The organism is Fodinibius sp. (assembly GCF_034521915.1).
Lineage (GTDB): Bacteria > Bacteroidota > Rhodothermia > Balneolales > Balneolaceae > Fodinibius.
In genome coordinates this window covers 36,641-58,302 of record NZ_JAXHLU010000005.1, presented here as the reverse complement: position 1 = coordinate 58,302, position 21,662 = coordinate 36,641, and the positions used below count along the sequence as shown (strand labels likewise).

At 43.8% G+C, this 21,662-nt stretch carries 19 protein-coding genes; 9 read left to right on the top strand and 10 right to left on the bottom strand.

Annotated features, from left to right (window positions below; translation table 11 throughout):
• Positions 1–326 precede the first annotated feature (326 nt).
• Entirely contained in the window at positions 327–1,073 is a 747-nt protein-coding gene (locus U5J89_RS05480) for a Mut7-C RNAse domain-containing protein (RefSeq protein ID WP_322574600.1), read from the top strand.
• A gap of 199 nt (positions 1,074–1,272) precedes the next feature.
• On the opposite strand, the gene U5J89_RS05475 is transcribed toward U5J89_RS05480, so the two are convergent.
• Positions 1,273–1,980, bottom strand: a complete 708-nt coding sequence (locus U5J89_RS05475) for a hypothetical protein (protein WP_322574599.1) — start codon at positions 1,978–1,980, stop codon at positions 1,273–1,275.
• Between the two features lie 472 nt (positions 1,981–2,452).
• Positions 2,453–3,337 (bottom strand): phosphorothioated DNA-binding restriction endonuclease, encoded by an 885-nt coding sequence (locus U5J89_RS05470; protein WP_322574598.1) that lies wholly within the window; start codon positions 3,335–3,337, stop codon positions 2,453–2,455.
• 169 nt (positions 3,338–3,506) lie between these two features.
• Between U5J89_RS05470 and U5J89_RS05465 the strand changes: the two genes are divergently transcribed.
• From U5J89_RS05465 to U5J89_RS15905, 5 genes are all read left to right on the top strand, one after another.
• Positions 3,507–3,905 carry a very short patch repair endonuclease gene (locus tag U5J89_RS05465; protein WP_322574597.1) on the top strand — a complete coding sequence of 133 codons (399 nt, stop codon included), beginning with the start codon at positions 3,507–3,509 and terminating at the stop codon, positions 3,903–3,905.
• 187 nt (positions 3,906–4,092) lie between these two features.
• The gene (locus tag U5J89_RS05460) at positions 4,093–5,142 is read left to right on the top strand and encodes a DNA cytosine methyltransferase (protein WP_322574596.1); all 1,050 of its coding nucleotides are present in this window, start codon (positions 4,093–4,095) and stop codon (positions 5,140–5,142) included.
• 15 nt (positions 5,143–5,157) lie between these two features.
• A complete protein-coding gene (locus U5J89_RS05455; RefSeq protein ID WP_322574595.1) occupies positions 5,158–6,786 on the top strand; it encodes a TIGR02391 family protein in 1,629 nt (542 codons plus the stop codon).
• A 351-nt stretch (positions 6,787–7,137) separates the two neighbouring features.
• Positions 7,138–7,365: a hypothetical protein gene (locus U5J89_RS05450; RefSeq protein WP_322574594.1), complete on the top strand. Its 228-nt coding sequence runs from the start codon at positions 7,138–7,140 to the stop codon at positions 7,363–7,365.
• Positions 7,317–7,661, top strand: a complete 345-nt coding sequence (locus tag U5J89_RS15905; RefSeq protein ID WP_416208498.1) for a DUF3883 domain-containing protein — start codon at positions 7,317–7,319, stop codon at positions 7,659–7,661. Before U5J89_RS05450 ends, U5J89_RS15905 begins: the two co-directional genes overlap by 49 nt.
• Before the next feature lie 87 nt (positions 7,662–7,748).
• On the opposite strand, the gene U5J89_RS05445 is transcribed toward U5J89_RS15905, so the two are convergent.
• Positions 7,749–7,913 carry a hypothetical protein gene (locus U5J89_RS05445; RefSeq protein WP_322574593.1) on the bottom strand — a complete coding sequence of 55 codons (165 nt, stop codon included), beginning with the start codon at positions 7,911–7,913 and terminating at the stop codon, positions 7,749–7,751.
• 156 nt (positions 7,914–8,069) lie between these two features.
• On the opposite strand from U5J89_RS05445, the gene U5J89_RS05440 reads away from it, so the two are divergent.
• Complete coding sequence (locus tag U5J89_RS05440) at positions 8,070–8,585, top strand: hypothetical protein (RefSeq protein ID WP_322574592.1); 516 nt, start codon at positions 8,070–8,072, stop codon at positions 8,583–8,585.
• Positions 8,586–9,357: 772 nt separating this feature from the next.
• Here U5J89_RS05440 and U5J89_RS05435 read toward each other — a convergent pair.
• From U5J89_RS05435 to U5J89_RS05420, 4 genes are all read right to left on the bottom strand, one after another.
• Entirely contained in the window at positions 9,358–9,693 is a 336-nt protein-coding gene (locus U5J89_RS05435; RefSeq protein WP_322574591.1) for a helix-hairpin-helix domain-containing protein, read from the bottom strand.
• Positions 9,694–9,817: 124 nt separating this feature from the next.
• Positions 9,818–11,437, bottom strand: coding sequence for an adenine deaminase (gene ade / locus U5J89_RS05430; RefSeq protein WP_322574590.1), 1,620 nt, complete (start codon positions 11,435–11,437; stop codon positions 9,818–9,820).
• Position 11,438: 1 nt separating this feature from the next.
• Positions 11,439–11,645, bottom strand: a complete 207-nt coding sequence (locus U5J89_RS05425; protein ID WP_322574589.1) for a DUF3185 family protein — start codon at positions 11,643–11,645, stop codon at positions 11,439–11,441.
• 125 nt (positions 11,646–11,770) lie between these two features.
• Complete coding sequence (locus U5J89_RS05420; RefSeq protein ID WP_322574588.1) at positions 11,771–12,520, bottom strand: hypothetical protein; 750 nt, start codon at positions 12,518–12,520, stop codon at positions 11,771–11,773.
• Between the two features lie 188 nt (positions 12,521–12,708).
• Here U5J89_RS05420 and U5J89_RS05415 point away from each other — a divergent pair, with 188 nt between their 5' ends.
• Together U5J89_RS05415 and ettA are read left to right on the top strand one after the other, a co-directional pair.
• On the top strand, positions 12,709–13,179 hold the full coding sequence (locus U5J89_RS05415) for a DUF1456 family protein (RefSeq protein WP_322574587.1): 471 nt from the start codon (positions 12,709–12,711) through the stop codon (positions 13,177–13,179).
• Between the two features lie 1,075 nt (positions 13,180–14,254).
• Positions 14,255–15,925, top strand: a complete 1,671-nt coding sequence (ettA, locus tag U5J89_RS05410) for an energy-dependent translational throttle protein EttA (RefSeq protein ID WP_322574586.1) — start codon at positions 14,255–14,257, stop codon at positions 15,923–15,925.
• 344 nt (positions 15,926–16,269) lie between these two features.
• Here the strand turns inward: ettA and U5J89_RS05405 are convergent, their stop codons facing one another.
• The 3 genes from U5J89_RS05405 to U5J89_RS05395 all read right to left on the bottom strand — a co-directional run bounded on the left by U5J89_RS05405 (position 16,270) and on the right by U5J89_RS05395 (position 21,198).
• Positions 16,270–18,495, bottom strand: coding sequence for an amino acid permease (locus tag U5J89_RS05405; protein WP_322574585.1), 2,226 nt, complete (start codon positions 18,493–18,495; stop codon positions 16,270–16,272).
• Between the two features lie 134 nt (positions 18,496–18,629).
• Positions 18,630–20,186: an ABC transporter permease/substrate-binding protein gene (locus U5J89_RS05400; RefSeq protein ID WP_322574584.1), complete on the bottom strand. Its 1,557-nt coding sequence runs from the start codon at positions 20,184–20,186 to the stop codon at positions 18,630–18,632.
• A complete protein-coding gene (locus U5J89_RS05395) occupies positions 20,179–21,198 on the bottom strand; it encodes an ABC transporter ATP-binding protein (RefSeq protein WP_322574583.1) in 1,020 nt (339 codons plus the stop codon). The genes U5J89_RS05400 and U5J89_RS05395 overlap by 8 nt, the downstream gene beginning before the upstream one ends.
• Positions 21,199–21,662 lie beyond the last annotated feature (464 nt).

The window sequence follows — 21,662 nt, the reverse complement described above, 5'->3', positions numbered from 1 at the left end:
ATTCATTCATCTGCCCCCTTTCTGTACATGGGCCAAAAATGAAAACGTGGATCATGAGTCAAATCAACATCAAAACTTTATTAGCACTTGCCTGCTCGCACATCACCATGAAATGACGGCACAAGCATATTAATTTCTCCCTTTCGCAAAGGGGAGATGTAAGAGGGGTTCATCGGTTCTAAGATTAAAATCTATCTATAATATATAGTCTTTAAACAAGCTATAGCGCGGGAATAAATTCTGGCGCCAGTAATGTACCTCATCCCTTTCATATCAATTATTCATATCAGTATCTTAAATGTGATTCAAAAACTGATCCCATAGTTATGCTCCGCACCACCCTCCGTTTTTACGGTGATTTAAACGATTTCCTTTTTGGCGGATTTTCAGGTCCCATCGTACAGCGCAGGCTGTCCACACCCACCTCCGTCAAAGACCTCATTGAGGGATGCGGCGTTCCCCACACCGAAGTAGATCTGATCTTAGCTAACGATAAGCCCGTCGATTTCTCCTACCTTATTGAAGAAGATCAACAGATCAGCGTCTATCCCTTTTTTAATCATATCGATATTCCCGCAAGCGAGCGGCTCCAAAAGCCAAACCTGCATCAAAACCGCTTTCTGGCAGATACAAACTTAGGAAAGCTGGCCCGCTACCTGCGGATGGCCGGCTTCGATACCGCCTATATTCAAGGACAATCAGACGAGGAAATCATCAGCCAAATGCTGGAAGAGAAGCGCACATTGCTCAGCCGAGACCGAAAACTGCTGATGCATAAAGTAATAGAACACGGTTACCTGCCGCGATCGGATGATCCCGCCGAGCAGCTACAGGAAGTATGTCGCCGCTTTGATTTATTTGATGACGTCGATCCCTTCACGCGATGCCCCAACTGCAACGGCGTGCTGCAATCCGTATCCAAAGAAGAAGTCATCGACCAGCTTGAGCCGCTGACCAAAAAATATTTTGATGATTTTTCACAGTGTCCCGACTGCGGACAAATTTACTGGGCGGGCTCGCACCGCCAGCGGATGGATGAGCGGGTGAAGGATCTTTTAGGGATTGGGAATTAGTTATTTGTTGCCTCTTACTTCCATCATTCGTCTTCTCCTTTTAAAAAAAGAAAGCGGGCTTAAAACCTTCTCCCGAGAATAGTCCAACTTTTTAGACAGAATCAGTAACTATCAGCAGCTCATTCGCTGGCATCCTCAACTTTTACTATCTGCTGATGATTCAACTCTGAAAAACAACGCAGTATATTTTACAATGCTGTTACCGTTCAGCAATTAAGACCTTCACCTCGGTATAATAAAGCGACGTCGTAGCCTCAAAACCGGATCGCGTGCCCACCAACAACCAAAGATTCCCATTTTCGTCAGCAGTCACAGACGCCTGCTCACCCGTAACGGTCTTTAGCTCATATTTCCGTCCCTCCTCACAATCGCGGGAGTTAGCCACATCGCCAATTTTTGTCTCTTGGTACCAACTATGAGCCTCTCCCTCATAATCCTCTGCAAAATTTAAACGATAATAACCCTGTTCCCAACGGTCATCCACAATAGTACTACTTGGTTCTGTGCTGGAGGCCGCCGCATGTACCGTTACTCCTTCTCCCGGCGGACCGCCCACACCAAAACATCCCGAAGGAGCATCGGTTGCAAACGTCACTTTAAATGCAATTCGATAAGAACCTTCCGGTTCTAAACCATCCACTTGATGTTTCAAAAACATATTCAGGTCGTCGCTGTGATTCATCCCCGACAGATAAAAGCCTGACTTATCGGTATCGAGAGGTTCGGGAAGCGAACGGTATCCACTCTCCAGCTCAAAATCATCCTCACGCCCCACCCCATAATTGCTGAATAGGGTCGTCCAGCCATTCGGTTCTTCATTGAAATAATAGCTGTGAGAATAATCAGGTGTATTGTCATCCGAATCAGTAACAGAACTGCATCCAACACCCTGAACAAGCAGAGCCATCAATAATATGACAAAAGGCCATCTTGTTTGGGCTGAAGTAACGTTTGGAAGAAATCTAACACTATGCGGCAATCTTAGCATTACTACTTGGTTTTAACTGTTAAATATATGGGCTGCATACAATAACGCATGTGAAGAAATAATATTATTGAATAATAAAGGGTCACAAAAGCACCATGCCGAACGTACATCCATAACGTAATCTGCTTTTACCAGTTATTCTACTTTGTCCCAGACAATCCCACCAATCCGCCGATAGCAGATGCGCGGCCTCCCCATAGCAAAGAACAAAGCCTGTCCCCCCATTGTACAGACTTGGGACATCCTTTACAGTGTTCGGAAACATGGTTTACACTTCTAATTTCAACAATTAGGGAAAGGAACTTTTTAACAACCTTTTTAGTCATCAGCGAGTCTCTTCCCCTGCCTCCGAATACTCGGAGCAGGCCCGGAGGGGAAGAACAAAATGGGGTCACTCCCGGCCAGGACTTTTAAACACCTGATCATGATTCCAGGCAATATAATCGACGGAAGGCTCATAGACGCCCCGAACGGGACGTGCAATCTCATCGCCGTGGAAACGCCCCAGCCACAGGTCGAAACCATCGGTGCCCACCACCTTTTCGGATACCAGGAACTTTCGACTCTCATCAAGGGTGAAGGCACCCAGATCAAATAGCTTGTGATGAAGAGTGCAAAGCGCGATACCGTTATTTACTTCATCCGGACCGCCCGCGCTGTGCCACTTGATATGGGCTGCCTCGATGCAGAGCGTCTTTGCTCCCATCCGCACATCAAAATCACAAACCGCACAGCGATATTGATAGGCTTGCAGTACATTATGCCTGAACTGAGGATCGCGCTCCTTTCGGCTGACCACCTGTTCTCCAAGCGTTAATCCGGTTTCGTGGATAATATCTTCGTGAATAGTATCGGGAAAATGGGCATCCAGCAATTGAGAACAGATTTTATTGACTGCAGACGGATGCTCTTTCAAAAAGTTATAGACCTCCGGCTTAAACCCGGCCCGGATATTTTTCTCACGCAATTCTGTTTTTCGTACGCCACCACTTTTATTGAGAATAAGTTCATCGCCTCTTTCAACCTCCCACATCCCATCGTTCCGTAACCGCCAAAACGGGTAGTGGGTATTACCGGCATTTCGCGGTGTACCGAATTCAGTCAGCAGATCTTCAAGTTTGGGATCGACCTCTTTATACGGCAACAGCCGCTTATCCTCATTTTGCATATATCCAATCGCCAGCAATACCAGCAAGGGCTTGTGGGGCGCCCGGCGGTCACCGCTTTTCCAGACGGTAAGGGATTGAAAGTTGTTAAGGATTTCTTGCTCGGTCATTGTGAATTTGTCTTTTTCTTCACATCAAATGCATATATACAAAGCGGGTGGCAAAGATCAAATGCTGAAGTTATATCGGAAGATTATTTCTGATGAAATCCCGAAAATATATTTGTTAGTTTAAATAAAGCCAGTTCATAAAAAGGCCAAAAACAATAATATTATAATAATGGCTGATGTACACGAACCAGAGGTAAGAAGCTACAATATGAGCCAGATTACGGGTAAGGATACCAAGCCCGAGATGATGGTACGCAAGTTTCTGCACTCCAATGGATTCCGTTATCGGCTACATGCAAAAGATTTGCCGGGAAAACCGGATTTAGTTTTTCCGAAGTATAATTCTGTTATATTTGTCCACGGTTGTTTTTGGCATGCCCATGAAGACTGTAAATATTTCAAAATTCCTGACACCAGAACTGAATGGTGGAAGGAAAAGCTTTACGGTAATAAAGAGCGTGATGAAAAGAATATTACAAAATTAAAAGAAGAAGGGTGGAATGTTATAGTCATTTGGGGATGTGAATTGAAGCCTGAAAAAGAGTGGCTACACTCACAAACCTATTGAAAACGTTGGAAAAGGTCGAAAACAGCTAACTTCTCCTCACTACTCATTTTGATGCACGCGGACAAGTTATAACCCATTGGTCTCCATTTATTTACGTCATTAATTTAAAAAATTGTGCTTTCCAAGATATTCCTGCATATTTAGCCTAATAATAATTTGGCTGTAAAAATAAAGCATTAAATCCTGTATGGGTATCAATTCAAGGGATAAAAAAAATAAGTTCAAGGCAGTCGACTTCTTCTGCGGCGCTGGTGGTGTAACTTGTGGATTCGAAGAAGTAGGCATTGATGTTATTCTTGGAATTGATAAAGATGGATCCTGTAAGAAGACCTATGAAGAAAATAATGAAGCTGGTTTTTTAGAAGCTGACATTAGTAAACTAGATAAAAAATGCCTCTCCGAAGATTATGGTATAGAAAGAAATGATGATAATCTGATATTTATAGGTTGCAGTCCCTGTCAGTACTACACCAACCTGAAAACTGATAAGACTAAATCCAAGGAATCAAAATTATTATTAGAGGATTTCCAAGAGTTTTTAGAGTACTATAAACCTGGTTTTATTTTTATTGAAAATGTACCAGGTATTGAAAAAAAGGAAGAGAGTCCACTTAAATATTTTAAACGTTTTCTATCTGACGAAAATTACGTTTATGATGAAGATGTAATAAATGCTAAATACTTAGGGGTGCCTCAGAATAGAAGAAGGTATATATTAGTTGCAACCAGAGTGAGAAATGAGATTTGTCTACCGGCAGAAAATAAGGATGAAATAAGGACTCTTAAAGAAGCTATCGGTGATTATAAGACTTTTCCAAAAGTTGAGGCAGGACATACAGATGATTCGGATTTCCAACATTCCGTTGCTAATCTTTCCTCACTAAATTTGAGGAGAGTTAAAAGAACTCCTAAAGATGGTGGGTCCAGATTAAGTTGGGCTGATGATGAGGAACTACAATTAGATTGTTATAAAAAACACGATGGCCATTATGATGTTTATGGTAGAATGTATTGGGATAAACCTTCACCAACTATTACTACTAAATTCAGATATACCTCAACTGGCCGATATACTCATCCAGAACAAAACAGAGGAATATCATTAAGAGAAGGCGCAACTCTTCAATCATTTCCCCTTAGCTATGTTTTCCATTCAAAGAGTCAAAATGAAATAGCAAAAATGATTGGAAACGCTGTACCTCCCAAATTAGCTAAGAAAGTGGCCTGCATTTTCTAATAAAAAGACGATTTTATGACAAAGGATAAAGAACTATTGATGAGTTTTGACCCTCATACGATAGAACACCTTGGGGTTAAAATGTACTCAAATCTACCTAATGCACTAGCTGAATTAATTGCAAATGCCTATGATGCTGATGCCAATACAGTTTTCATAAATTTGTTTAATGATGGCGATGAAAAGCGCATACAAGTTATAGATGATGGCGCCGGCATGTCATTTAAAGAGCTAAATGAAAAATTTCTCAGGATAGGTAGAAAACGACGAGAAGAAGATGATAAATACAGCCCGAGTGGAAATAGAAAAGTGACTGGTCGTAAAGGCTTAGGGAAACTAGCCTTTTTTGGATTATCGGAAACAATCGATATTGAAACCTCAAAAAAAGGTATTGACCAGAAAGTTAAATTCACTCTCAGCTGGAATGATTTAATAAATACCGATGATGCAAACTATAAACCAGAATTCATAGTAGAGGAGACACATCCCGATGAACAAGGAACTGAGATTCTTCTAAAGGACCTTAAACGAAAATCCCATTTGAATAAAGAAGGGCTTGCAGTCAGCTTGTCTAGGCTCTTCAATCTATTTGATTCAGATTTTCAAGTGTTCCTTACCTTAAATGGAGATGAACCTATACAAATTGATGAAAAACTGAAGTACGAAAGTATAGAGGCGCAATTTGAATGGGACTTTCCTGAGTTTTTAGAAAAGGTTGATGCTGAATACGAATATGAAGATCAAATTTCGGGAAAGATAATGTCAACAGAGAAGCCACTGAAACCTGATCTGAGAGGTATTACACTTTATTCAAACGGCAGATTAATTAATACTCCCGAATTTTTTGGTGTATCAGAATCAAGCCATGGTTATTCATATTTCACTGGATGGTTAGAAGTTGACTATGTAGATGAGTGGGAAACTGATGTTATATCCACCGATCGCCAGTCATTGAGTTGGGATTTACCTAGGACAGAAGAATTAAGAAATTTTTTAAAAAAAACGATGTTTGAAATTGAAAGACAATGGCGAGCAGAACGCAAAGATGTCCGACGCGAGAAAATCCAGAAGAAATCCAATATTAATATTGAAGATTGGTTTGATAAACTACCTGCAGACGTAAGAACTAAAATGGAACCAGTTATCATGAAACTAGAGGACTCAGAGCTACAAGATGATGAGCAATCCGATGTAGTAGAAAACTTACATGATCTAGTTCCTGAGTATCCACATTATCACTGGCGACATTTGCATTCTTCTATCCATGAAGTAGCCAAAGAAGACTACATTGGCCAAGACTATTTACGTGCTGCTATAGAGGCAGTTAAACAATTTGAAACAATAGTACAAGATAGTAGTGGAATCAAAAATAAATCGGGATATAATTTGATGGAAACCGTATTTGGATCGCAAAATTCCGTTTTACTAATCACCAAAAATGAATCACGATCTGAAAATGATCTGGAAGATGGCCACGAGTCACTTTCCAAGGGAGTTATGCAAGGTTTTAGAAATCCCGCCATCCATGACTTCAAAAAAGATATATTCCCTAAAATATTTAATGATCGAGATTGCTTAGATATATTAAGTTTAACTTCCTATTTAATTCATAAAGTTGACCAAACGAACAAACGTAGCAGCTAAAGTCATATATTAAGATTAAAAGAAGAAGGTATTAAATTTCATGGCCGACGATTGGACACGAGAAGAAGTAGCAGCAATAGTCCCTGACTATTTTGATATGCTTACTAATGAGTTATCAGGCCAGAAATATGTAAAGGCAGAGCACCGTAGGCAGTTAAAAAAAAATTATTGATCGTTCACATGGGGCAATCGAGCGAAAGCACATGAATATAAGTGCTATTCTAGTCGAAAAAGGTAAGCCCTACATTCCCGGTTATAAACCATATCATCATTATCAAGGTCTTCTAAAAGAAGAAGTCGAAAACACTTACAGAACATTGCAAATTAGACTCACTAATAACTGAGTTTTTGTTGAGTGACATAAAAACTCCAGAAGTAAAAAATATTTTACAATCAGAAGTCGAAATTCCAGACTTTGATAAAAGATTCAATGAAGACCGTATTGAAAAAGTTAATGAATCAGAAAACAAATTATTATTTAAGAAGAACAACGAAATAAAAAGCTTGGTTTATTCGGGGAAGAATTTGTTATTAGATATGAAAAGAAAAAGCTATCGAATAGAGGACAAGAAGATTTAACCGATAGAATTGAACACATATCTCAAACCATTGGAGATTCAGCGGGTTTCGATATTCTTTCTTTTGATGAAAAAGGGAATAAAAAATTTATTGAAGTTAAAACAACAAAATTAGATAAAAATTCTCCCTTTTATTTCACACGTAACGAATTAGGCTTGTCAAGAGATAAAAATAGAAGTTATAGTCTTTATCGTGTATTTAATTTTCAAAAGAAGCCGCGCTTCTATCAGTTAAATGGTGCTCTTGATCAGAGTTGTGAGTCAATTTCTACTGAATTTATGGGCTGGCCGAAATAAATATCACACCGATTTATTCTTCAACGATCCCACCAGTCCCCAATAGAAGCCGCAGCGCCTCCGACCATCATCTAGGTGGTCCAAAACTCAAGGCAAAATATTCTCATTGCCGGAGTCAACTACAAACACGCAGGCCGACTGGATACAATCCACAAATGAGCGCAGCTCATCAAGGTCGGGCTCTTCAGGTAATACTAGCAGGTGAAAGCCAAGCTTGGGTGCATTTTCCATTCCCTCTTTAGAAGCTGCCAACCTCTAGGTGAGCAATACCATCAGCCCACTACAAATCCCCAAAATGGCACCTATACACATTTTCACTATATTGAATGGGCAATATACCATCATACCGGATACCGGTAATTTCACGATAGGTAATGCGCTCATTGGAACCTCATCAATCATAATCCTATGAATGTATCCCGTTTACTAACACTTGCATCAAAACCCATTTTATTCCTGCTGGAATACCTGTTTAAACTTGCTGCCGGTGTTATCGCCCTGATTGTCCTGGGAGCCGGAGGATCTTTTTTCAGCAAAGTCGGTACAGGCTTCGGCTCGATGGGGAACGTTCTGCGTCAAATCGCGGAATGGCCCGATCGGCTTACCTATATCAGCACCGTCATCCAGGATTATAACACGCTTACCGCCGCGACCTTTAACGAGCGCTACGGCGGAGATGCGCTAAATCGAGTGATGGAATTACTGAACGAAGGGGTGGCCTATGGTGAGGCCGTCTATCAAAATCTTAGCCGTCAGCCTGTGGCAACCATCATAGCTACCCTGATTGTTTTTCTACTCTTTTATATTTCCGGACGGGCCTGTCGTTTTTACCGCCAAAAGGGGCAGGGATCTTTTCTTACCAAGAAAGAACGCGAACTCGGCAAACGAGTCTTTGATCAGCAGGAACATACTGATTACCACTAAGTGTAATAAGTCTCTAAGGGGAGGATAATTTCTCTCTTTGGTTTCTGAACAACCCTCTGACTTCAATTGGATGTTCATTTTGTATTGGCTGACCCACTCCTGTCCTCTCCCTAAAATTAGGGAGAGGAACTCTTTTAATAAATTTTAAATCATAATCAACGAGTCTTTCTCCCTACCTGTAGGGAGAAATCAAACCTGCTCATCGAAGCTGTTGTAAAAAGCGTAGTTGAGAGAGGGTCAACACTCTGACCCATTAATGAATAAAGCAATTAGGATTATTTTTACCACTAAGGCACTAAAATGTTATCGTCGGTGACGAAAATGGTCAAATTTATGGTTTCTCCGGCCTAATAATTGTGTGCTGAGGCCGAAAGATGCGGTTGTGTATTTTATACAGGTGATATCTTCTTATATGAGACAATAACAGAAGGACCATTAAAATACACGTATCTACAGGCCAAAGCTGATTCTCAATTATTCAGCCTTGATTTTTTAGTCCCTTTTGTATCAAGACAAAAGGGACACCAATACCTCAAGATTTGATTTATTTAGTTGTTTAAATATGAAATCATAGATAGCCCGCTCGGTTAAACACCAAATTACTAAATACCCTTAGTGTTTAATCAATTTTGAGGCCGCAAATCCTACCATACCTTAAAAAGACGATAATTTAAGGTATATGGCGTTTGATCACGGATAACCTATAGGGCAGGACTTACTAAAAAAAACTGATTTGGGGCTGCCTCCTCAGTGATTTCCATCAGAACCAACATCACTCTAAATTAAGAATCTTCTCTGCTCTTTTGGGTCCAATCCCTTTCACTGATCGGAGTTCCTCTTCTGAAAGTTTCAGCAGTGCTTCTTTACTTTTGATTCCCATCTCCACAAGGTTTTCGGCCACCCGACTGGTGACGCCGTCAATGTTACTCAGCTTTTCAATGATCTGATCGGTGGAACCCACCCCGCCTCGTTCCTCGGCAGTCGTCATACTTTCTTCTTTTGGGTCAGATTGCACTTCTACTTCGGTGGGACGACTACAATTTTTGTAGAGCCAATAGCCGCCGAGCGGTATGGCGGCAATGAGTACTATTTTCCAGAAGAATCGCATGGCTGCGCTGTTATTTACAAGGTGCTAAAATCTATATGAAAAAGTATAATGGATAATTATATCCTTTCCCGCAAGCCTTTTAGTGTATCAAGCTCCTATTTGCAAACCCGCAAACTCTATCTTTTTATTCCACGAATTCAAAATTTTCGCCATCAAAAAGTCCCTTGTCACTAATTTTGAGGCTGGGAATTACCAGCAGAGCCATAAAAGAAATCAGCATGAAGGGTGAATTAAGTTCACTACCCATCTCCCGAGCCATGCGGCTCAACTTTTGGTAGTGCACCGCCACCTCTTCTCCCGGACGGTCACTCATTAGTCCCGCTACCGGCAGCGGCAACACTTCTTCTTGGCCACCCGAAACGGCAGAAAGTCCGCCCTCCTGCTCCATCACCAAATTTACCGCCTGCGCCAGGTATTCATCGGAACTACCCACTACAATTACATTGTGAGAATCGTGAGCTACCGAAGAGGCAATAGCCCCATCCCGGATGCCAAAATTTTTAATAAATGCGGTAGCCGGCGGGGCTTTCTCATACCGGTTGACGACCGCCACTTTAATAATATCCTGTGAGAGGTCGGGCTGCAATTCCCCATTTTTCTCCGGCAGCCGTGCGGTAGCTTTGCCGGTGACCAGCTGTCCATCCTCAGCTACAATTACGTGTGTTTGATCATCCGAACCTGCCTCCACAACAAAGTCGTCGGGCGTACAGGAATAGGATACAAAGTTATTGATGGGCGTCACGTCAATATCAGGAATATGAACGGTACTCCCGTTAAATACGCAGCGACCGTCAATCCAGGTCTGTCTCACCTCCATCGCTTCCAAGTTATCTACCACGATAAAATCGGCGGGATCGCCCTCTTCCAGCAGTCCCACATCCAGCCCGTAGTGGCGAACCGGAACCACGCTGCAAGCTTCCAGGATATCGAATAAATCATAACCGCGGTCGAGCGTACGCGCCGCCAGCTCGTTAATATGTCCCTCTACCAAATCATCGGGATGTTTGTCATCGGAGCAAAACATAATTTCACCGGCATAGTCGTCCAATAATGAAACGAGCGCCTCGTAATTTTTAGCAGCACTGCCCTCGCGGATGGCAATCTTCATGCCATGCTTTAGCTTGTCGATAGCTTCCTCTTCGGTAAAACATTCATGATCAGTGGAGATACCGGCCTGGGCGTATTGGCCCGCTTTTTCTCCTTTCAGACCAGGAGCATGACCATCTACGGGCTTGCCACGATCCAGTGCGGCCTCAATTTTTGCCTGTACCGTCACATCACCATTCAACACACCCGGCCAGTTCATCATCTCCGAGAGATACAGAATATCGTCACGATCCAGCAGGTCGGTTACGGCCTGCACATCCAGTTCCGCCCCGGCAGTCTCAAAAGGGGTGGCAGGCACGCATGAGGGCGCCCCAAAATAAAATTTCAGGGGCACTTTCTCTCCGTTTTCAATCATAAAATCGACACCATCCTTGCCACATACATTAGCAATTTCGTGGGGATCAGAAACCGTGGCTACGGTCCCGTGTCGTACGGCAAGCCGGGCAAAGGCCGAGGGCACCAGCATGGAGCTTTCGATATGGATATGAGAATCCACAAAGCCGGGCATAATATACTGCTCGGGTACGGTACCACTGACTTCCTGTACTGCAGTAATTACGCCATGTTCTATTTCCAATTCGCCGTTAAAACGTCTCCGGTTCACGACATCCAAAATGATGCCTCTTATCTTATCCACTCTATCCGCTGATCTTATCTCTTAAAAATCCCATTAATCCGCCAATAGCAGCAGCTGCACCGCCCACCATCATCCAGATCCCTTTATCAGAGCCCGCCCCACCAAAAAACTGGTCGACTTCTGATTGAAAAGACTGGTATTCCTGGTATCCGAAGTAGAGTAACAGAATTCCGCCCACCAATAACGCCGCTGATATAATTGTTCTCATATAACTGTCTATTAATTAGCAATAACTTTATAGCTAACAAATTTCCCGATCAATTGAAATGGAAAAACCAAGCAATTCGAGGGCGAGATAAGTTGCTCGGTCGTTTTACTACTCACACAACATGATCAATTTTGACTCATAGCCGTTTCGGCTTCGCCACCGGGAACCAATAATGTTTTCAGCTCTTTCCAGCTCACAGCCAGTACAACTATCCAGAGCAAGGTCCAAAGGTTCACAATTACCGGCGACCCAATGATGCCCGTCTGATCCAGCACGCCCAGGTCATACAGCTTGTTCATCCCGATTATTACGACAAGTACATCAAAGACAAATGGCAACAGTAAAAAGCCGGTGAAGCCCCAAAGTCGCTGCGAAGAATGTATACTCTTCCAGGCTCTTATCAGCGCAGGCAGCAGTATGGCAGTAACCATCACAATGGCCAGTCCCCAAAGCACGTTATCGCCAAGATAATCCCCAAGAAAGAATTTAAGCTCCATAAGCTCATCTCCCATTCCCATTAGGGCGGTAAAAATTCGAGCAAAAGGCATATTGCCAAAAATTAATGCAAAGCCGACAGACTTTATGCCGGGCGAATTATCGTAGCGACTGCTCAACAGGTAGTATCCGATATAAATTATCAGGTAGGTGAAAAGAGGACCTGCAATAGAGGCTATAATTGTCAAATCACCTTCGCAGCAAAGTCCCCACGTATTAAAATTCCGTTCACCCCAGCAGCCACAAATGATCCGTCCCACTGCGGTATGCGCAATTTCGTGCAGCTCGTGCATCACAAAGAACAGTGCTACAAAAGCGGTAGTGTTGCGGAATGTTAAGTTTATCTTAGACCCTAAAGAGTTTTTTAATCTGGAAACCATCTTAAAAAATCTTATTAGGATTACAACGCAGTTTCATAAGTAGTCGATCACAATGCAACTACGAGCATTCCATCTCATTGTTACACTTCGCCTCCTCCTCTCCCAAAACAGTTACAAAGTCCTGATCAAAACCGTACCTTTGAGCAGCGTATTTCATAGCCAATTTCCATCTTATTACTCGCCACCATATGCGTAACGACGATATCATTCAAAGTATCCGCCACATGCTTGATATTAATGATAATGAAATAGCACATATCCTGAAACTTCGGGGATACAAACCTGAGCGAGGCGAAGTGGCTTCTATCTTCAAAAGCCAGCATTTGCCCGAAGGTGAAAAGGGACAAGATACCAGCCATGTGTTGATGGCCCACTTTTTGGATGGCCTCATCTACTACAAGCGCGGCAAGGACAAAAAGCATCCGCCACGACCCATAAAAACACCGGTTACCAATAACATGGTCCTTAAAAAGTTGCGGGTAGCCTTTGAGCTGCGCGAAAAAGATATGCATGATATCTTGGAACAAGGTGGCTTTTCAATATCCAAACACGAAATGAGTGCCCTGTTCCGCCGAAAGGGACACGAGAATTACCGCGAATGCGGCGACCAGATTCTGCGCTACTTTTTAAAGGGATTGACGGAGCGAGTTAGAAATTGAGTAATGAGTAGAAAGTATTTTTTAAAGCATTCAACAACTTAAGACTTTTGCTGCTGGGGGTCCGGGGCGAATCGCGGGAAGGATTATTGCTAAAGCTACAGACGGTTCAAAGCAAAGATTTTCTGACAGCTTTAACCAGAACAAAATCTACGATTCACCCGGCCTGCCCTTCGAAGCTCTAGCGCAGTAGGGCACTTTTTTTTCGTCCCAGCTTGCTGGTCCCAAAATCTATCGGGATTTAGTCATAAAAAATGAACAATAGCTCGCTCCCCCCCTACCAGCACGGCAGTACAACTCCCTTACAGCTAAAAAATACAGATCTATCAATCCCCTGGCCCGTGGAATAACATATTCCACTTGGGCCCCTGTATCTCCTTCTCCAAGGGGAATAATATGAAGCCACTTCACGGTTTTTTTGGGGTGGGTCAATAATAAAAGCAGCATTGCTGGTCCCGAATCTTGTCGGGATTTGGTGACAACATGATTAAAGGCAGACCATAGTTTCCTCTTCCGCCTTTTGTCTTGATACAAAAGGCTCGTAAAAAATCAAGGCTACGATTTCTGATCCCATTACGAACATCCGGCGGGAGTATTTCGATGGTCCTTGAACTATTACAATGATTTCCGATGTAATCACCGGTTCGAAATACTCCTAATCGCCTACTGTTCTCCAATCAGAATTCGCATGCCCATGAACACCCCATTCCCCAAATAAACCCACCATAAGAATTATGAGCCGTCTCGGAGCAAGCAAAGCAGAACCGTCCGAAAATATGTTTGTCTGAATGAGCAAAGCGAATGAGTTTGCGTTTTTTTAGGTTCGATGAGTGCAGCTCAGGCGAAGAATTCTCAGGTGGTAAGTTTTTTTGATTCATTCCAGTGTTTTCCTGGTCCCGACCATAATCGACGATTTTCCTCATTCATAAAAATGAACCGCCCAAATCTTGTATAATAGAAAAAGACAATTCAATACAATTTTGCTATTAACTACCCTCTTAAAATCCTTATATTAACCGCTTGTTCAAATATTTCCACATTCCTCATTGATAATTCCTAATTCTTTAATTCAAGTCTCGTGAGCGACCAAAAAGTTATTTTCTCCATGGAGGGCGTAAGCAAAGTTTACAAGCCCAACAACTACGTTCTTAAAGATATTTACCTCTCCTTCTTTCACGGCGCCAAAATAGGAGTCTTAGGCAACAACGGATCCGGAAAAAGCACCCTGCTGAATATTATCGCTGGCAACGACGAAGAATACCAGGGCACCATCTCACGCAACAAAGGCATTACCTTCGGTATGCTGCCGCAGGAGCCCAGGCTCGATCCCGATAAAACGGTGAAAGAAATTGTGGAAGAGGGCGTACAGGAACAGATTGATCTGTTAGCCGAATACGAAGAAATCAATGCTGCATTCGGTGAAGCCGATGCGGACTTCGAAAAGCTGATCGAAAAGCAAGAGAAACTGCAGGAAAAGATTGAACAACTGGGCGCCTGGGATCTGGACAGCAAGCTCGATCAGGCCATGGATGCCCTGCGCACCCCGCCCGGCGATACGTCGGTAGAAGTTCTTTCCGGTGGTGAGGCCCGACGAGTTGCACTCTGTCGACTGCTGCTGAAAAAGCCGGATGTGCTTTTGCTTGATGAGCCGACCAACCACCTGGATGCAGAATCGGTGGCCTGGCTGGAACAGCATCTCGATCGCTACGAAGGAACAGTAATTGCGGTTACCCACGATCGCTATTTCCTGGATAATGTCGCGGGATGGATTCTGGAACTCGATCGTGGAGAAGGGATTCCATTTGAGGGTAACTACAGCTCGTGGCTGGATCAAAAGAAGAAGCGCCTGGAGCAGGAAGAAAAACAGGAATCGAAGCGGCAGAGAACGCTGCAGAAAGAGCTGGAATGGATACAGCAAAATCCCAAGGGCCGGCGCACCAAGAGCAAGGCACGTATAAATCAGTACGAGGAATTGCTCTCCGAAGAACGCCGAAAGCAGCGCGAGGATATGGAGATCTTTATCCCCACCGGACCGCGCCTGGGCGACAAGGTTATTGAGGCTAATGATGTGTCAAAGGGATACGACGATCGACTGCTTATTGAGGATATGAACTTTAGCCTGCCACCGGGCGGCATTGTGGGCGTTATTGGTCCCAACGGTGCCGGAAAATCGACCCTATTCAAGATGATTACCGGAGAAGAAGAGCCCGACAGCGGTAGCATCGAAATCGGCGAAAGTGTAGAGCTTGGATATGTAAATCAGGATCGTCCGCTCGATCCCGAAAAAACTATCTGGGAAGAAATTTCCGACGGGAAAGATACGGTTAAACTGGGCGACCGCGAGATAAATTCTCGTGCTTATACGGCCCGGTTTAATTTCAGTGGGACCGATCAGCAGAAACGGTGCAGCGAAATTTCGGGCGGAGAGCGCAACCGCGTGCACCTGGCCAAGATGCTCAAGCAGGAATCAAACGTACTGCTCTTGGATGAGCCTACTAATGATCTGGACGTGCATACCCTTCGCGCGCTGGAAGAGGCCCTGCTCGATTTCGCGGGCTGTGCGGTGGTAATTTCACACGACCGCTGGTTTTTGGATCGTATTGCCACGCATATGCTGGCCTTTGAGGGCAACAGCCAGGTGTACTGGTTCCAGGGCAACTACTCGGAATACGAAGAAAATCGGGAGAAGCGGCTGGGCTCGAAATACCATCCCGAACGCGTGCAGTATAAGAAGCTAATGCGGGATTAGTTAATTAGGAGTTAAAAACCTGGGTAATTGTATATAGCTGGGAGGTGGTTGTACCACCGACCATAGAATGCTAAAAAACGGGAGTAAAACTCCCTCCTAACGGTAGACGTGAGTTCGATACAAAAATAAGTCAAAAAGCTTATCAGAAGCACTATTACTCCTCCTGTCATTTCGACCAGCGTGGAGAAATCTCATCAAGGGTAGTAAAAGCTACTGTTTTGTTACTTCTACACAACGGATGAGATGTCTCGGCAAGCTCGACATGACAACAGGAGGAGATTATGAACAATGATAATATTAACGTTATTTCGAACTTACGTTAATTAGAAATTAAGGGATGGAGATCAAGCCAAGATATTCTCGTTGCCCGAATCGGCTACAAATACACAGGCCGACTGGGTTTCATCCACATAAGACCTTAGCTCTTCGAGATCCGGCTCTTCGGGGAGGCCAAAGAGATCCAGATCGGCCTGCGGGGCTTCTCGCATAACACCTTTAAAAGAACCAATTTCCACGTGAGGTACAGCATCTGGAATACGAGCTATATCCAGCAAGTTTTCGAGATAATCGTACGCTTTTTCTACCTGGGGCTCATCCACTACTGTTACAATTCTCAACTGAGCATTCCAGTTCACTTTTAACTTATAGGCCGTCAACAGTGCCAGATCCATATTCCCGAGATCCATATTTAAATCCCAGTCGGGCCCCTGCTCATGTATCCATACATTCACGGAGGCACTGCGGCCAAGTTGAGCAATGGTATCCTCAACATAGAGCTGCACGCCCATATCATTGAAACGGGCCTGACTGATAATCGACAAAATTTCATCGTCATATCTTTGGTGAGCCGGCAACCGTAAAAACAAAATGTTGGGCCTGAAAAAAGTCCCTTGCAATGTTTGCAGCGAATTCAAAACCGTATCTTCAAAATTATCCGAATCGATAACACTCCATCGGGCATAAATATTCTCCCGATTGAATGACCTGGCAAAGTCCATTAGTGAGTCTCTGAAATCACTGTCATTATATGCATCCGACATCCCCACCAGCTTTACCGATCCCTTGGGATAGGCCAGATTTCTAATAAGACTAAAATTACCGCGAAGTTCTCGGGCACTTCTAACCGGAACAAACAAATTGGCCTTCCAGGCCCGCTCATTATTTTCGGGCAGGGATGACACACTTTTAGCCGCCCACTCTGCAATGGAAACAAAAAGTCCGCTTCGCATATCTCCATAGGGTACCTCGAGCTTCCTGTTAGAAAGGTAGAGATAGGTGATAATAACAAAACCAAGGGCAATGAGTCCAAAAGTAGCGTTGATGATAAACATCGTAAACAGGCATCCTACCGTACCAAGAAAAGGTACAAACTTGGGAATCTGAAAGGTAGGCCTGAAACTGATCATATCCATCCGCTGCTCAATAAATACCACCAGGTTGATCATCATATAAGTAATCAAAAAGAACATGGTGATAAGCGGGGCAATGGTATTTAAATCCCTAAGCAGCAAGGTAGCTAAAACAAGTCCGCCGGTTAACAAAATAGCATTTCGGGGTTCCCCATTTTCGGCAAGTTCCGAAAACATATCTCCACCGGGAAATATCTTATGATCGGCCAGTGCCTGCAAGATACGGGGCGCTCCTACAATAGATGCCAGTGCCGATGAAAACGTAGCCCCCAGCAAACCGCCCAGCACCGCCGGCGACCAGAACGCATAATCGATCATTACATTATAGTTACTCACCAGCTCGTCCACCGGAGCCACCTTAGCCATCCAATAGCCAGAAGCCATATAAATTACATAGCTAATGGCAATAGCAGAAAGAGTCCCTACCGGTATACTTTTCTTGGGATTTTTGAGCTCACCGGACATATTGGCACCCGCCATGATGCCCGTTGCCGCCGGGAAAAGCACGGCAAAAACAACCCAAAAACTGACTCCTTGAAAATTATCCTCAGGAGCACCCGGAAAATCTCCCCACCACTGAATGCTGTGCTCCATCGCGCCCGTAAATACTGTGGCTCCAATTGAAATAAGCGCACCTATAATTACCGCCAGAATAATATATTGAATACGAAACGCCAGCTTTGCACTCAAAAAGGCAACGATAAAAAGAATGGTAAATACTGAAATATCAACTAAAATAGCATAATGGTCGGGGAAGATATACAACCACCCCTCTCTGAAACCGAAAATATACATGGTTATGGCAAACGTCTGCGCAAGGTAAAGTGGCACTCCTACGCTGCCCCCTACTTCCAATCCGAGTGATTGCGATATGATGGAATAGGCCCCACCCGCCTTAATACGAATATTCGTGGTAATGCACGACATCGACAGCGCGGTAAAGGTCACAATCACAAAAGCCAGTGTGATAATCATCCATCCGCCCAGCAAGCCGGCGTTACCGATTACCCAACCCTGACGCAAGAACAGAATAACGCCCAGAATAGTGAGTAGAGTTGGAACAAATACCCCGCCAAATGTGCCGTATTTATGCTGTACGGTAGATTCTCGCTCCTCTACCTGCTCTTGCAAAGTGGCATCTTCGGTCTTATGATCTGCCATAATCCGTTATTTGGTTTGATGTTTTTGCAATATAAACAACAGATTTTAATTCACATCCATTGGTTCTCTTTACCAACAAATTTAACTCTCATGTAACGAGCTCGTAATCTCTCAAACCGGAGAAAGTATTACTTTCATTCGTTTAAGAAATTAACCAAATCAGTTATGGTTTCAATATCTTGTTTTTCAGCATGATCGCGTCGCATGATCAGAGCATAAGTATTTTCAAAGCCCAGGGGCTCAAGCCAGCGGGTACTAAACTGTCGACGCGACTGGCTGTCCACATAATTGTAAACCTTTTGGGGATTATTACCAAGGCTATCGGTTGTTGATGCAGTTGCCTCGAGCAATACATGTAGTCCTGTTCCCGTATACTCGGGATATAGCTGAATCTCGTCATTAATTAGCGCATTAAATACAATCTGCGTGCCGGCCAATCCCAGGCGTAATCCGACATCCAGGTTGGTATAATTTTCGATGAGAATACGATACATGTGTCCCAGGATAAACTGCTCGGTTTGCAGTTTCCCACCAATCAATAAATCCGGATTACCTTCTCGAGTAATACGTGTTTCAAATCCCTGTTCATCAAGAAATTCTTTGGCAACAGTCTGCTCATCCTTTCCATCGTGATCCACCGCGCTGTTCAAGCGAATCATGGTTTTCGTGTTTATCATTCCCGCCAATTTATTGATAACCGAAATTACATCGGTGTGTTTTTCTGCGAAGTCTTCTCTTACCAGAGGAGCACATTCGTAAGGAGGGAAATAGTGCTGATCGTCCTCCAACACTTTCAAATCAAAAGCTTCAATACGTCCATCAGTAGAATATCCTACAGCTACGTCTATACGGCCATTTTTTAGGGCTTCGTACATCAGCGAGGCATTCATCTCTACGACGGGCATATCAAAATCATAATGCTGCTGGAGCCCCTCAAATCCATCGGCACGCTCTAAAAATTCAGGCGGAACTCCAATACGAAATTCATCTTCATTAAACACGGTAGAAATTGAATAAATCGACACAAAAATGACGACTACCGCCAACCCATAACTCAGTGGTTTCATAAGGTTTGATATGTTTCTTTCGATCAATCCCAGCACAAAATCAAATCCCAACGCCAATAGCGCGGCCGGTACCGCTCCGGCCATAATCATCACCGAATTATTAAGGGCAATACCCCTGAAAATATACTCTCCCAAACCCCCGGCCCCAATCAGCGCACAGAGCGTGGCTACTCCTACATTAATAACCGTTGCCGTTCTGATGCCCGCAAAAATGACCGGCAACGCCAGGGGCAACTCAACCTTTCTCAAAATTTGTCCATCGGTCATACCCATGCCCCGGGCCGCTTCGGTCACTGATGCTTCAACCTCATCGATACCGGAGTAGGTGTTGCGAACGATCGGCAGCAGCGCATACAGAAAAAGTGCCACGATTGCGGGCAGTGCTCCAATTCCGAGCAGCGGCAGCATAAATCCCAATAATGCAATACTTGGGATCGTCTGAATAACACCTACAGCCCCAAGTATTACATCTGATATTTTTCTTAAGCGCGTAGCCATCAATCCGAGCGGTATACCAATCACTACAGCAATAAGCAGTGAGACAAAGGTGAGACCAATATGCTCAATAACCTGGTCCAGAAGTTCGGCCTGGTTGGTCATAATAAAATGCCAGAGATCAGCCATGGTCGCCTCCTGTTTTCAGCTGCTTCTTATATGTTTGGAAGCGATTTAAGATATCCGAAAAGCCAAGGGAATCAATTACCTTTCCATCTATACGATGAATAATTTTTATATTGCTTTCCCGAGACTGCTCCATCTCTTCTAACACATTGTACAACGGTTTGTCCTCTTCAATTTGGTGATATGTATGCTCTTCACTTAAAGGAGGACTCCAATATAACTCCCGCTCACCGAGACTGTTATTTTCCGTTAAAACATCACTCAGCCGGATGCTTAATAGCTCCAGCTGAAACCGATTTGAAGCAAAGAAAGAGTCCACAAAGTTATTGGCTGGATTGAAAAGCAATTCCCGAGGCGTACCTACTTGCTGAAGTATGCCATCGTCGAGCAGGCATAGGCGGTCACACATCTCAAAGGCTTCAAAGATGTCGTGCGTTACTAACACGATCGTTTTGTTAATTTGCTCGAACAACTTGCGAACCTCACCTCGAATTTCTCTTTTGGTAATAGGATCAAGGGCTCCAAAAGGTTCATCCATTAAAATAATCGGTGGATCAGCTGCCAGGGCACGGGCCAATCCAACGCGTTGTTGCTGCCCACCACTTAGCGTTTGGGGCAACCGATCGGCATAGGTATTTGGGGACAATCCCACCAGCTCTAATAGTTCTTTTACACGAGCCTGTATACGTTCAATATCCCAATCTAATAAAGAAGGAACCGTAGCTATATTTTCTTTGATCGTATAGTGAGGAAACAATCCAATATCCTGAATCACATACCCAATACGGCGGCGCAGTACTTCGGGCTTTTGTGAGGTCACATCTTTCCCATCAATTTTAATCAATCCGGATGTGGGTTCTACCAGCCGGTTGATCATCTTAAGGGTAGTCGTCTTACCGCAGCCACTGGTACCAATGAGTCCAAACGTCTCTCCCTTTTTAACGTGAAAAGAAATATCATTGACCGCCTTGGTCTGATCGTCGAAAATTTTGGAAATATTCCGGAGACGAATCATAAGCAATTAGTGGTGATTCGGGCTGATGTTGCCAACATCATACTAAAAAATTGTACGCCACAAAAAAGTACTGTCCTTAAAGCCTTTGCAAAACCATAGTGTCATCGCGCCTTGTCCCGCAGTAGCCGGGAGCGAAGCGCGGCCTGCCTGCGCGAAGCCTTCCCTATGAAGAGCAGTCAAAGAGTAAAAAGCTTCGGCATAAGCAGGCAATCTACCGGAAATAGTTATCTGCCTCATAAAAGATTATCCCTCAGATCCTACGCAAGTTTTATCGAGGAGATTACCGCGGTCGGGCAAGCCGACCTCGTAATGACACTGCTTTTAAAAAAATAACAACGGCTGTCATCGCGAGCGAAGCGCGGCGATCTCCACGAAGCGACTTTCTAATGTGTCGCGAGTAATCCTTCAGCTTTAACACGAATCTTTTCAGGGAGATTTCTTCCTGAGAATACCAGAACGGGATG